Source organism: Rhodococcus sp. IEGM 1366, assembly GCF_033142425.1.
In the GTDB taxonomy this organism is placed as follows: domain Bacteria; phylum Actinomycetota; class Actinomycetes; order Mycobacteriales; family Mycobacteriaceae; genus Rhodococcus_F; species Rhodococcus_F globerula.
Window position 1 is genome coordinate 17,316 of the sequence record NZ_JAWLRZ010000001.1, and the last position, 12,186, is coordinate 29,501.

General features: G+C 60.5%; 13 protein-coding genes. 4 read left to right on the forward strand and 9 right to left on the reverse strand.

Annotated features, from left to right (window positions below; translation table 11 throughout):
- Positions 1 to 38 precede the first annotated feature (38 nt).
- From R4P64_RS00085 to hsaA, 7 genes are all read right to left on the reverse strand, one after another.
- Complete coding sequence (locus tag R4P64_RS00085) at positions 39 to 1,949, reverse strand: alkyl/aryl-sulfatase (protein WP_317818825.1); 1,911 nt, start codon at positions 1,947 to 1,949, stop codon at positions 39 to 41.
- 102 nt (positions 1,950 to 2,051) lie between these two features.
- Positions 2,052 to 3,056, reverse strand: a complete 1,005-nt coding sequence (locus R4P64_RS00090) for a TIGR03617 family F420-dependent LLM class oxidoreductase (RefSeq protein WP_317818826.1) — start codon at positions 3,054 to 3,056, stop codon at positions 2,052 to 2,054.
- A 10-nt stretch (positions 3,057 to 3,066) separates the two neighbouring features.
- A complete protein-coding gene (locus R4P64_RS00095; RefSeq protein WP_033233807.1) occupies positions 3,067 to 3,939 on the reverse strand; it encodes an SMP-30/gluconolactonase/LRE family protein in 873 nt (290 codons plus the stop codon).
- A 99-nt stretch (positions 3,940 to 4,038) separates the two neighbouring features.
- The gene (locus R4P64_RS00100; protein ID WP_033233215.1) at positions 4,039 to 4,497 is read right to left on the reverse strand and encodes an SRPBCC domain-containing protein; all 459 of its coding nucleotides are present in this window, start codon (positions 4,495 to 4,497) and stop codon (positions 4,039 to 4,041) included.
- Positions 4,490 to 4,840 carry an ArsR/SmtB family transcription factor gene (locus R4P64_RS00105; RefSeq protein WP_033233216.1) on the reverse strand — a complete coding sequence of 117 codons (351 nt, stop codon included), beginning with the start codon at positions 4,838 to 4,840 and terminating at the stop codon, positions 4,490 to 4,492. Before R4P64_RS00105 ends, R4P64_RS00100 begins: the two co-directional genes overlap by 8 nt.
- Positions 4,841 to 4,896: 56 nt before the next feature.
- Entirely contained in the window at positions 4,897 to 6,192 is a 1,296-nt protein-coding gene (locus R4P64_RS00110) for a glutamine synthetase family protein (RefSeq protein ID WP_317818827.1), read from the reverse strand.
- Positions 6,193 to 6,237: 45 nt separating this feature from the next.
- Positions 6,238 to 7,404, reverse strand: a complete 1,167-nt coding sequence (gene hsaA, locus R4P64_RS00115; RefSeq protein ID WP_033233218.1) for a 3-hydroxy-9,10-secoandrosta-1,3,5(10)-triene-9,17-dione monooxygenase oxygenase subunit — start codon at positions 7,402 to 7,404, stop codon at positions 6,238 to 6,240.
- Positions 7,405 to 7,641: 237 nt separating this feature from the next.
- On the opposite strand from hsaA, the gene R4P64_RS00120 reads away from it, so the two are divergent.
- From R4P64_RS00120 to R4P64_RS00135, 4 genes are read left to right on the forward strand one after another with little or no spacing between them, the layout of a single operon-like run.
- Positions 7,642 to 8,805, forward strand: coding sequence for a Rieske 2Fe-2S domain-containing protein (locus R4P64_RS00120; RefSeq protein ID WP_033233219.1), 1,164 nt, complete (start codon positions 7,642 to 7,644; stop codon positions 8,803 to 8,805).
- On the forward strand, positions 8,783 to 9,079 hold the full coding sequence (locus R4P64_RS00125; RefSeq protein ID WP_033233220.1) for a hypothetical protein: 297 nt from the start codon (positions 8,783 to 8,785) through the stop codon (positions 9,077 to 9,079). The genes R4P64_RS00120 and R4P64_RS00125 overlap by 23 nt, the downstream gene beginning before the upstream one ends.
- Before the next feature lie 30 nt (positions 9,080 to 9,109).
- Positions 9,110 to 9,898 carry an SDR family NAD(P)-dependent oxidoreductase gene (locus R4P64_RS00130; protein ID WP_045064968.1) on the forward strand — a complete coding sequence of 263 codons (789 nt, stop codon included), beginning with the start codon at positions 9,110 to 9,112 and terminating at the stop codon, positions 9,896 to 9,898.
- Positions 9,899 to 9,949: 51 nt separating this feature from the next.
- On the forward strand, positions 9,950 to 10,408 hold the full coding sequence (locus R4P64_RS00135) for a nuclear transport factor 2 family protein (RefSeq protein ID WP_317818829.1): 459 nt from the start codon (positions 9,950 to 9,952) through the stop codon (positions 10,406 to 10,408).
- A 1-nt stretch (position 10,409) separates the two neighbouring features.
- Here R4P64_RS00135 and R4P64_RS00140 read toward each other — a convergent pair whose 3' ends face one another.
- Together R4P64_RS00140 and hutC are read right to left on the reverse strand one after the other, a co-directional pair.
- Positions 10,410 to 11,204: an SDR family NAD(P)-dependent oxidoreductase gene (locus R4P64_RS00140; protein WP_317818830.1), complete on the reverse strand. Its 795-nt coding sequence runs from the start codon at positions 11,202 to 11,204 to the stop codon at positions 10,410 to 10,412.
- 182 nt (positions 11,205 to 11,386) lie between these two features.
- Complete coding sequence (hutC, locus tag R4P64_RS00145; protein WP_317545370.1) at positions 11,387 to 12,142, reverse strand: histidine utilization repressor; 756 nt, start codon at positions 12,140 to 12,142, stop codon at positions 11,387 to 11,389.
- Positions 12,143 to 12,186 lie beyond the last annotated feature (44 nt).

A 12,186-nucleotide genomic window follows, 5' to 3' on the forward strand; every position in this document is an offset into this window, starting at 1 on the left:
GCAGGCGATGTCGTACCGCCTGCCCCACTTGCCTTGTTTCACGGCGTGGCAATATCGAAATTCGGATCGAAGGTATCCATCACCTCGGCCAGCGCCTTCAAAACCGACAGATCACCTGTTGCACTTACTTTCCCACCGTCGAGAATCGCTGATGCGTCACCCGGTTTCAGCAGGATTCCCGCAAGTAGAGGCTTGGGACCGCTGAGCGTCAGTTGCGCATCCGGGACGTGCCCTGCCCGAGCGTTCAACACCGCCCGTCGCACCCACATGTTCCAATCCTGTTTTGTGTCAGCAAAACTGAAGTTGAAGGAAATGTCGACGTCGTCCGCCTTTTCGGCGATGAGATGTACACCCGCATAGTCGAAAAGCAGATCGATCGGCATCGCCAGAATTGTGTCGGTTGTGTCGGTGTTGATCTGGCCTGCACCGGTCACCCCGTTCCGCAGTTCCATCGCTGTGGCGAGAAAGATCGAACGATACTGCGGCACTTCCTGCTGGTATCCGAGCTGCTCGTAGGCGTCGGCCTGCAGGTTCTTCGCCTCGACGTCGTCAGGGTCGGCAAAAACGAGGTGGTGCAGCAGTTGCACTGCCCACCGGTAGTCACCGGACTCGAAAGCGTTGCGCCCTTCGGCAAGCAACTTTTCACGTCCGATCAGGTCGACGTGGCGCTTGGCATGATCTACCGGCAACAACGGCAAAATCGTCGCAGGGTCACCGTCCCAGAAGCCGAGCTCCTTGTGGAAGACAGCGCGAACGTTGTGATGCAATCCGCCGTGGTAGTAGCGGTTGTACCACTTCTGACCGATTGCCTCCGGTAGCCGGACGACCTCCGCAGCTTCGAGCGGCGTGTAGCCCTGGTTCGCGAATCGTAGCGCCTGATCGTGAATGAACTTGTACATGTCCCGTTGCGATTCAAGGAATTCCACCACCGTGGCGTTCCCCCATACCGGCCACGTGTGCGGACCGTGGTGAACTTCGACCTCGTCGCCCCACCGCACCAGTGTTTCATCCAAGTACCTGGCGAAGTTGCGCGCATCTCGGGTACGTGCGCCTCGGATCGTCTGGATGTTGTGCATCGAGTGATTGGCGTTCTCGGCACAGGTGAGTGCTTTGATGGCCGGGATCCAGATGTGCATCTCCTCCGGTGCTTCGGTGTCGGGAGCGTAGAGGAACTCGAAATCCCACCCGCCGAGATTGCGTACCTCACCGGTCTTGGTGATGCCGTCGGTCGGCGGAATGTAGGTCATGTGGATGTTCATTCCGTCAGCGCCAGAGCCCAGGCCAACGGTCACCAGCCCGCAATCACATTGTGGCAGAATCAAACCGAAGGTGTATCCCATCCGACGCGACATCGCGTTTCCGGTGATGACGTTCTCACCAATGGCGTGCTTGTTGAACGACTCGATGGTGCCCGGGGCGATGATGGGGATCTTGCCCGCCACCACATCGGCCTCGTCCACAAGTCCTTTGACGCCCGCGTAGTGGTCGAAATGGGTGTGGGTATAGATGATTGCAACGATCGGCTTGTTGTTGCCGAGTTCACGGCGGAAGAGTTCAAGACCTGCCTTGGCGAGATCAGCGCTGGTGGTGGTGTCGATGATGACCAGTCCGTCAGGGGCGTCGACGATGGTCAGGTTGACCGCGAATCGGACTTGATACAGACCGTCGACAACCTTGTACAGACCGCACCGCTTCACCAACTGCGATTGCCGCCACAGACTGGGATTCACCGACTCGGGCGCCTGCTTGTCATCAGCGATGTATTCGAGAGGCCGGCCATCGTGGATCAGTTCGCCCTTGTCGTTGAAGACCTGGTCGTCTTTCCAGCCTGCGATGAATCCACGATCGATGTCGCCGAAATCTTCCCGATCCGACATCGGGTAATCAGCCACCGCCGCGCGGTTGACCTCAGCGGTGAATGCTGTTGCTGGTTTTTCCTGCCCGGACATGACGTCTCCTCCGACTTCGTCTCAGAACCCTCAGGAGTCAATCTGGCCTGCCGACACCGTCGGCGCATCACCCGCAAGAGATGAGATCACTCCGCAGCAGCATTACTCCGCGGCTCGAAGCTCCGCGCACATCCTTCGGAAACCTTCATCGTCGGCCGGATCCGTCGGGATCGCCAAGGCAACGCCGTCACAGATGCTTCCGTACTTCGTAGTCAGCACTTCCGGCAACTCTGAATACGTGCATTGTGTGATCAACCCGTCAAGAACGTCGTCGGTAAGTACGCCGGCCAGATCGGCCCAGTCACCAGAGCGCGCCATCGACGTCAACTTCTCACCGACCTCAGGGAATCCCAGTACATCCAACGCAATTCGGTAGGCCGGTGTGGAGTACAGGAACGCAAGCTCTTTGCGTACCGGCTCACGGGCCGCAGCTACTGCGGCGCCATCACGCCCGGTGATCACCTTCGGAACTGCGACAATCCGAGGTTTCCGACCACCGGACTCGAGCGCCGGAATTATCTTCTCCCCGAGCACTTTCGGATGTGAACTTGTCGGATGTGCAACAAAACCGTCGGCAACCTCGCCTGCCAGGGCGCACATCCGCGCGTTCACCCCGCCCGTCCAGATCTCGGGTGCGGGGACGTCGATCGGCCCCGGATTGAAATACGGCTGCAACCGATTGAATGTGTAGTGCGTGCCCTCGTAGTCGAGAGCACTACCGGATCGGAAAGCCTGGAATATCGACCGGACAGCACCGACGTAATCGCGCAGTTGCGCAACAGGATCAGTCCACGGCATCGAATACCGTCCGACGATGTTTCCGCGCACCTGAGTTGCCAAACCCAACTGGAATCGGCCGCCGGAGAAGTCCGCCAGATCCCAGGCCGCCAATGCCGTGAGCATCGGACTACGCGCAAACGCCACCACCATGGACGTCCGCACGGTGAGCCTGGAACTGTGCTCAATGGCCAGAGCCGCAACGGCAAACGGATCTCGAACGGTCTCCGAAATGTGCACGGTGTCGAAACCGAGTTCCTCGATGCGGCGCACCCGTTCCGCAACGTGCCGGAGCGGGGTATCGGCAGGCAGCGACGTCACTAATTCCATGTGAATCCAACTACTCCAGACGTATCGACAACAACTTTCCTTCCGTTGCCACCTTACGTGCGTGCTCGTTGAAATCCGGTGCCGCACAGACAAACAGTGTTCGTCCGTCTGCCCCACCCAACCCGCAGGCAAACACCCCGGTTTCGAAGGGAATCTCGTCGATCACTCCAGATCCCGCCGCCACATGAAGTATCCGACTACCGATTGCGTCGGCTACCCACATCGAATCGTCCGCATCGATGCAGCACCCGTCGGGCGCGATCACCATCTGGGAAATGGTGGACTCCATCGTCGAACCATCAGGCACGCCGCCGAACGTCGCCCAATCACGACGCTCCCCCAGGGAACCGTCGTCCGCGACGGAGAAAACACTGATGCGATTGCCCAAGGTCTCGTCCACCAGCAGTTCCCCACTGGAAGTCAGTGCCATGCCGTTGGGAAAGTGCAGATCCCGCGCCACAACATGCACGCTGCCATCCGGATCGACCCGCAGCAGATCCGCAGTCTCCACCGCCGCCAGATTCATCAGATCGAACCCGAAGTTGCCGACGTACGCACGGCCGTGAGCGTCGACGAGCATGTCGTTGACGTTGCCGCTCACATACTTCGACAGGTCCGCATGAACGACCAGTTGCCCGTCCGGTTCGCGACGAAGGACCTTCTGATCGCGCATCGACACCACAAGCAACCTGCCGTCCGGCAACCAGCCGAGACCCGACGGCTGCCCGGGCACTTCGGCCTCGACGCGAACATCCGTTCCGTCTTCGCGAGCCGAAACCACCTGGTGGCTATAGAAATCCGATACCCAGATGCGGTCGTCGTGCCAACGTGGGCATTCGAAATAGGTGTAGCCGTCGAGTACGACGGTCGTCTCACGCGCCATGGCCTTGGACTCCCCTTAAATCGGTGAAGTGCGGTATCGGTGAAGTGCGAGCTTTCCGCCATTCAATCACCGGCACCGGGACACAGGGCCCGATTGCGACTATTCAGTCATCGACTCCTCGAAGATGTCGAAGGCCTCGTTCCAACCGTCGTACACATTCCCATCGCCCTTGAATCCGGGGATACCAACCAGGTGGAACGTCATTTCCGTCTTGTCCCCTTGCTCCACCAACGTGACGGTGATGCGGGGTGCACTCTCGACCGACTCCTCCGGGTTACCCCAGGTGAAGACCAGCCGCTTCGGCTCTTCGACTTCGAGATAGGTTCCGCCTGTCGGGTATTCGGCGCCGTCCTCGTCGTTGATCATCAAATAGCTGTATGTCCCACCAACGCGCGGGTCGATGGCGACGTGCTCGCGGGGGCTCCTCACACCACGCGGGTGCCACCAGCGCGCCGCCTCGTCCGGGTCGGTCCAGGCACGCCAGAGAAGTTCGCGCGGTGCGTCGAAGATTCGGATGATGGTGAATTCTGCGGTCTGATCGACATTGTGCTCACTCATTGCCCTTCTCCTTCTTCAATTCGGGATTCTTCAGTTCACGGAGCCGCTCGTCGAGAAGATCGAAACGCTCGTTCCAACCGCGACGGTGTTCCTCGACCCAGACGGCTGCGTCGTCCAGACCTTCGGCGCGCAGCGTGCAGGTGCGCCATTGCGCAGAGGCCGTCCGTTCGATCAATCCGGCCTTTTCGAGCACCTTCAGATGCTGCGATATCGCCGGCCGACTCATCTCGAACGGCTCGGCCAATTCCCCCACGGTCATGGAACCGCTGGTCAAGCGTGACAGCATCGCACGCCGGGTGGGATCTGCCAACGCCCCGAATACCGCGTCGAGCTCATTGCTCATTTAAGCAACTCCTTAATTAAGGAACAACTTAAATTTAGAACGCCCATCGGTCCCCGTCAAGCACTCCAGGCGTATCGCAATCGCTCGACGAGCACCGACTCGTCCAACTCCGAGCACCGTGACTTTTCGAGTGCTTTCACGGCAACCATTGCGTCGATGATCGCGTCTCCGAGGACACTCTTCGCAACTTCCGACAAACGCAGTCGTTGCAGCATCTCGCCCATCTCGGTCGGCATGCGCGTAATCGAAAGCACCGCCCGCTGTGCATCAGCCAGACCTGACGGATTGACGCTCACTTCCGGCGGCAGCGTCAGCGCACCGGCAATACCCGCATGCATGGCGCCGAGAATGACAGCAGTAGCAAGATACGGATTCGCGGAGGCATCCACCACTTTCACTTCGACGTTGGCGCCGTGAGGATTTCCGATGGATTCAGCGCAGAATCGGACTGCGGCCTCGCGGTTTTCATGACCCCAACAGATGAAGGCACCTGACCAGGTGTCGGGCTGCAACCTCAGTCCCGAAAGCGGCGACGACGCCAACACCGCGCCCAGGTCTGCGAGGTGAGCAAGTACGCCACCCACCGCACCGGCACCGTCTGCGGTCATCCCGTAATCCTGTTTTCCACCGGAGAAGATCGACTCGCCGGATCGAGTCAACGAAATATGCTGATGTGCACCGTTTCCCGATCCACCCACAATGGGCATCGGCGAGAACGATGCAGCCATTCCGTGCGATCGGGCGGTGCGGCAGATCAGAATTCGGGCTGTGATCACGCTGTCGGCCGCTTCGAGCGGTGACGCCGGCGCCAGCGAGATCTCGAACTGACCGAGGCCGTACTCCGCGTGAAACTGTTCGATATTCAGTTGGGCGCGTTCGGCATTCACCAACAGATCCCTGACAAAGCTCTCCTGCGCAAGTGCAGCTCCGAGTCCGTAGGCTGACCATTGTTCGGCCACAACCCCGCCGAAGAGTGTGAACTCGATTTCGTGACCCACCCGAGCTTCGAGATTGTCGTGCGCAAGCGTCTGGACTGTGCGTCGTAGTGCCGTTCGACTGCACACAGCCGATATCGATCCGTCCAACTCGTGCAGGGTCGCAGGCGCCCAGGACACATCGTCCCCCACGGCACGCAGGTCTGATTCCGCGATCCTCAACCGAAGATCACCCACCGCGGAAAGCTCCTCGGTGAAGGCGAGGGCGTCGTCGGCGCAGAACACACTCCAGCTCGGCGACGCACCCATCCCGCTGGTGACAAAAACGTCAACCCTGTTCGCGGGCACCATTTTCGCCCGCGAAACACCAGCCAGATCGACAATCGACCCGATGATCAGTTCGGAGGTGTACCTCACAGGGCGGAGGTTACCCCGCAACCTCACATTGTGAACCCGGGACAGTCAGATCAGATTGTCTTCGACCGGCAAACCGAATGCTGCCCGTCCGTACAGCGCCAGCGCCCGCTCCGGTTCGTTTGCCACATGCACGCTGCCCGCGTGAACGTCGCGCCACGCCCGCTCGATCGGGTTGCCGCGCGACAGCGAGTTTCCGCCGGCCGTCTTGAACAGCATGTCGATCGCTTCCACCGAACGCTCCGTAGCGCGAACCTGGTCACGCCGAGCACGCAGCCGCATCGAGAGCGGCAGCTCCTTACCGGCTGCGGCGAGTTCGTACATCTCGCGGACGTTGCGATCCATCTGCAGAATCGCCGCATCGATCTCCGACGACGCCCGCGCCACGGCCACCTGAGCGAACTGGTCCTCGCTGAACCGTCCACCGCCCAGGCTGAGCCGAACACGCTCGCGCATGACTTCGAGGTAACCCTCGTAGCAACCGGCGACAATTCCCACGCAAGGTGCTGCCACCGTCGACGTGAAGATAGTTCCGAAGGGCAATTTGTACAGCGGACCGGGATTGACCGCCTGGCCGGGTCCCTGCAAGTGGGCCGTCTCGTAATTGCGCTTCAACCGGTGCTCGGGGACAAAGGCCTTCTTCACAACTATTTCGTTGCTCGCCGTCCCGCGCATGCCCACCACGTCCCAGACGTCACGGATCTCGTAATCGGTGCGCGGTACCAACACAGTCATGAAGTCGACCGGACGCCCGTCCATGCCCACGACCATCGCTCCAAGCAAAGCCCAGGTGGCGTGCTCACAGCCTGAGGAAAAACCCCAGTTGCCGGACAGTTCGTATCCGCCTTCCACCGCCGTCAGACGACCGACCGGCGCATAGGCGGACGAGATGAGCGTCGACTGGTCCTCGCCCCAGACATCTGCCTGGGCACGGTCGTCGAAGAGGGCCAGATGCCACGGATGTACGCCGACGACGGAGGCGACCCACCCGGTCGACCCGCAGGCTGCAGAAATCGCACGAACCACTTCGTAGAACTGGACGGGATCACTCTCGGCGCCGCCGTAGCGCTTGGGCTGCAGCATCGCGAAGACACCCGCATCGCCAAGCTCACGAATGGTTCGATCCGGTATCTTCCTGGAGTCGTCCACCTTCTGAGCTCGCTCGGCAATCTTGGGAAGCAGATCGCGAACGGCGCTCAGAACCTTGTTGACCATGGGAAGACACTCCTTGCACCGATCAACGGAAACTGGATCGGCAAATAGACATAGCGGATGCCCCGTCACGATATCTTCTTCCGCGATTCCGCTGACCGGAAGTCCCGGAGGCCGGGACTGATGCCGTCTTCGACTCGGTCACACACTGGTCCCGCCTAGTGAGACGACGGCCAGAGCGCCCATCACGGCTCACCTAGCGTCAGTCTGACATTGACCCTGGAAAGGACGGGACTCATCGTGACGATCAATCAGTCCGACAACGACGAGGTTCGCGAGATCCAAGCTGGAACCGCACCTACTCGCTTTGCACGTGGATGGCACTGCATTGGACTCACGGAGTCCTTCAAGGACGGCGAACCGCACTCCATCGAGGCGTTCGGCACCAAGCTCGTCGTCTTCGCCGACAGTGAAGGCAACGTCAAGATCCTCGACGCGTACTGCCGTCACATGGGTGGCGACCTGAGCCAGGGCACCATCAAGGGCGACGCCATTGCCTGTCCGTTCCACGATTGGCGTTGGGGCGGCAACGGCAAGTGCCAGAAGATTCCGTACGCACGCCGCGTTCCCCCGCTCGCAAAGACGCGTGCATGGCAGACCCTCGACCAGGACGGCATGCTCTTCGTCTGGCACGACCCCGAGGGCAACCCGCCGACGGACGACGTAGCCATCCCCCGCATCGAAGGCGCGCTCAGCGACGAGTGGAGCGACTGGGTCTGGTACACCACGACCGTCGACACCAACTGCCGTGAAATCGTCGACAACATCGTCGACATGGCGCACTTCTTCTACGTGCACTACTCCTTCCCGACGTACTTCAAGAACGTCTTCGAAGGCCACGCCGCAACGCAGTACATGCGCGGCGTCGCTCGCTCGGACATGCGTCCGCACGCAGCAGGCACCCCGAAGATGGTCGGCAGCAACTCCGTCGCCACGTACTTCGGCCCCTCCTTCATGGTCGACGACCTGACCTACGAGTACGAGGACTACAACGTCGACTCCGTACTCATCAACTGCCACTACCCGGTCAGCGCAGACAAGTTCGTCCTCCAGTACGGCATCATCGTCAAGAAGTCGGATCGTTTCCAGGGCGAAGCCGCCGACGCGATGGCAGCGAACTTCGGCACGTTCATCGCCAAGGGCTTCGAGCAGGACGTCGAGATCTGGAAGAACAAGACTCGCATCGAGAACCCGCTCCTGTGCGAAGAGGATGGCCCGGTCTACCAGCTCCGTCGCTGGTACGAGCAGTTCTACGTCGACGTCGCGGACATCGCTCCCGAGATGACCGAACGCTTCGAATTCGAACTCGACACCGCGCGCCCCGTCGCCGCCTGGCAGAAGGAAGTCGAAGACAACCTCGCTGCGAAGAAGGCAGACGAAGATGCAGCCTCTTCAGTGCGCTGAGTGCAAGGCGCAGGTCCTGGTCCAGAAGAACAGTTGGGAACACACCACCGTTCAGTGGAGTGACCAGGCCCGCGCCAAGTGCCTCGAGATCGCCGACGAACGTGAATTCGGGCAACGTGAGGGACGCCCAGGCGCTCCTCGCAAGGAGTGCGGCGCCTTGATCGCGTCCATCGTGAACGCTGCAACGGCAGGCGAGCTCGAGATCCTCAACGACGAGCCGGTGCCCAAGCCGATCGTCGACGACAGCGAACCCGTTCCCGCTCCGTTTCATTAGTCAAGCCAACATCTTTCGAAGAAGGTAGTAATGATCGATCCTCAGTACTACGGCCCGTGGGCAGTCATCGCCGGCGGTTCCGAAGGTGTCGGCGCGGGGTTTGCCGACGAGCTCAGCAAGCTCGGTATCAACCTCGTGCTCATCGCCCGCAAGCCGGGCCCACTCGAGGAGACCGCAGCCAAGGCACGCGCCAACGGCGTCGAAGTACGCACTCTTGCACTGGATCTGCTGGTTCCCGACGCGCTCGATCAGATCAAGGCTGTCACCGACGACGTCGAGGTTGGCCTGCTCATCTTCAACGCCGGCGCCAACAGCTACGGCCACGAGTTCGTCACCGGTGATCTGACGGGATTTGCCGGAGTCATCGAGCTGAATATCAACAAGCAGCTCGAACTCTCGCACCACTTCGGCGGATTGATGAAGGATCGCGGACGCGGCGGCATCATGCTGCTCGGTTCGCTGGCCGGATTCATGGGCTCCGAGCACCAGAGCATCTACGCAGCGTCCAAGGCATTCGGACGCATCTTTGCCGAGAGCCTGTGGCTCGAACTCCAGCCGTACGGCGTTCACGTCGTCGAGTTCATTCTCGGGGTGACGCGCACACCGGCTATGATTCGCGCCGGTCTCAACTTCGACATCCCCGGCATGAACGTCGCCGAGCCCGAAGATGTTGCACGCGAAGGCCTCGAGCACCTTGCCGACGGCCCGATCTGGGTTGCCGCAGGAAACTACGAGGGCGCTCAGAAGCGCAGCGGCTTCCCCCGCGACAAGATGGTCAAGGGCGCTGCCGAAGCGATGCGCAAGCTGCTCAACCGCTGACTTCTGCTGTGCGCCTTTATTAACCCCTCTACGTTAAGAAAGGCGCACAGCATGAGCGTCGACATCACCACTCTTCTTGCCGAACGCGAGATCACCCGCTCCATCTTCGAGTTCGCCCGAGCCATGGACGCTCGCGATTGGGACGAACTCCACCGGATCATGACGCCGGACGCTACTGCAGAACTGGGTACCGGAACGCTGCGCGGACCCGCCGAGGTCGTGGCTTCCATCCGCTCGTTCCTCGACGAGTGCGGTCCCACCCAACATCTGATCGGCAACATGCTGGTCGAGGTGGTCGGCGATCTCGCCACCAGCCGCTCCTATGTCAGCGACATGCATGTTGGCACCGGGAGCAAAGCTCACCTGAACTTCTTCACCCTCGGCGACTACCACGATTCGTGGGCGCGGATCGACGGAACGTGGCGAATGACGCACCGCACCAAACATTCCCACGCCAGCCAGGGATCTATCGAGGTTCTGGGCACCGGCCCCAGCGGTTGGCGGAGCTGACTCAGCTCAACATCGACGAACGGCCGGTCGCGAGCGGGCTCTTGCTGGTGAGTCCCCCGTCGACCACCAAGGTCTGCCCGCTCATGTAGCGAGATTCGTCCGAGGCCAGGTAGACCATGGCGTGCGCGATGTCTTCCGGCTGCCCGAGGTACGGCAGAGCGTTTGCCTGCTTCATTCCTTCGATGACGTCAGCCGGGATGTTGTCCACGAGTGCGGGTGTCATGATCGCACCCGGTGCCACGGCGTTGCACCGAATGTTCTCCGGCCCGTACTGAACAGCGATGTACTGAGTCAGCCGGATCACCGCAGCCTTGGCCGCACCGTAGGCCGACTGCAAAGAATCACCGATCAATCCGCCAACCGACGCGGTGTTCACGATCGACCCACCGCCTGCCTTGATCATGTGCGGAATCGCCAGCCGCGACGCGACAACGGTGCTGCGAGCATTGAGCGCCATGACGCGATCCCACTCGTCCAAGTCCATCCGAAGCAGATCAAGATCCTTGCGCGGATTGCTTCCACCGACGTGATTACACAACACGTCGATGCCGCCGAATTCGGCTACTGCTCGGTCGATCATCGAGGCGACGGCATCTTCGTCCATCACATTGACGCCGAAACCTACTGCAATACCGCCTGATTCACGAATCGAAGCAGCAGCCTCCTCCGCGTGAGACGCATCAAGATCGGCAACCAGAACCTTCGCACCTTCTGCAGCCATCAACCCTGCCGCAGCGCGCCCGATCCCGCTGGCCGCCCCCGTGATCACAACATTCTTACCTTCGAGCCTGTTCATCTTCGTTCCTTTCGGCGTATCACCGAGCTCCGGATCTCCCGTAAGGCGGGAAATACCCAATTGATCCCAGTGAACGCCTGACGAACGGCTCGGTTCAACTTTCTTGAATGAACTCACAAGTACGTGACGAGTGGCCTTGCCCCTGCTACATCCCCACAACGAGTGCCGTCACGCACCGAAGATCAGCGCTCGAACGTGCCTTCCAGCCGATTGCGCGAGCCGGGGTGAATCAACCGCGCTGCGCTGACCAACCCGTGGGCTGACCATGTGCGCCGACGGATCAACAAGCAGGGTTCGCCGCGATCGATGTGCAGGAGTTTGCATTCGTCGGCGCTGCCCAATACTGCTTCCACGATGTGCTCACCACGTACCAGGGGTGCCACCTCGCTGAGATAATTATTGGGAGTCACGGCCGCAAAATCCTGAGACAAGTACTCCGGGGCCTCACGCGGGTTCACGTATCGGTCCTCGACCTGAATTGGCGTCTCGTCCTCGAAATGCACCATCAGCGAATGGAAGATCGTCTTCCCGACAGATTCCCGAAGGAACGTCTGCGTGTGGTCGGTTTCCTCTTCTCGGACGAAGACAACCTCCGTGCGATGTCGGTGACCCCGTCGTTGAATTTCGTCGGCGATGTTCTTGACCTCGAACAACGGCGAAGCGGCCTTGGTAGCCGCCACAAACGTTCCGACGCCGATCATCCGCACGATGAGTCCGTCATTGGTCAGTTCACGAAGCGCACGGTTGATCGTCATACGCGAAAGTCCCAGCGCACTGACCAACTGGTTCTCCGACGGTAGTTGATCACCCTCGGTCCAACGTCCGGAATTGATTTGGGAGATCACCAAGTTCTTGACACGCTCGTACGCCGGAGCGGATTCGCCGCCTGCCTCGTTGAACAGCAGCGCGAGTTCTGCGTCTACCTCGGCAATCGCCATCGTCTGCACCTGTTCGTAGGAAACCACCAAGTCGGTTCTCCCAC

Bases quoted from the DNA above. Each gene is read 5' to 3' on its own strand.
- hutC (WP_317545370.1), bottom strand. From the start codon at position 12,142: ATGGCGATTGCCGAGGTAGACGCAGAACTCGCGCTGCTGTTCAACGAG.
- R4P64_RS00135 (WP_317818829.1), top strand. From the start codon at position 9,950: ATGAGCGTCGACATCACCACTCTTCTTGCCGAACGCGAGATCACCCGC.
- R4P64_RS00085 (WP_317818825.1), bottom strand. From the start codon at position 1,949: ATGTCCGGGCAGGAAAAACCAGCAACAGCATTCACCGCTGAGGTCAAC.
- R4P64_RS00095 (WP_033233807.1), bottom strand. From the start codon at position 3,939: ATGGCGCGTGAGACGACCGTCGTACTCGACGGCTACACCTATTTCGAA.
- hsaA (WP_033233218.1), bottom strand. From the start codon at position 7,404: ATGGTCAACAAGGTTCTGAGCGCCGTTCGCGATCTGCTTCCCAAGATT.
- R4P64_RS00105 (WP_033233216.1), bottom strand. From the start codon at position 4,840: ATGAGCAATGAGCTCGACGCGGTATTCGGGGCGTTGGCAGATCCCACC.
- R4P64_RS00140 (WP_317818830.1), bottom strand. From the start codon at position 11,204: ATGAACAGGCTCGAAGGTAAGAATGTTGTGATCACGGGGGCGGCCAGC.
- R4P64_RS00100 (WP_033233215.1), bottom strand. From the start codon at position 4,497: ATGAGTGAGCACAATGTCGATCAGACCGCAGAATTCACCATCATCCGA.
- R4P64_RS00130 (WP_045064968.1), top strand. From the start codon at position 9,110: ATGATCGATCCTCAGTACTACGGCCCGTGGGCAGTCATCGCCGGCGGT.
- R4P64_RS00125 (WP_033233220.1), top strand. From the start codon at position 8,783: ATGCAGCCTCTTCAGTGCGCTGAGTGCAAGGCGCAGGTCCTGGTCCAG.
- R4P64_RS00090 (WP_317818826.1), bottom strand. From the start codon at position 3,056: ATGGAATTAGTGACGTCGCTGCCTGCCGATACCCCGCTCCGGCACGTT.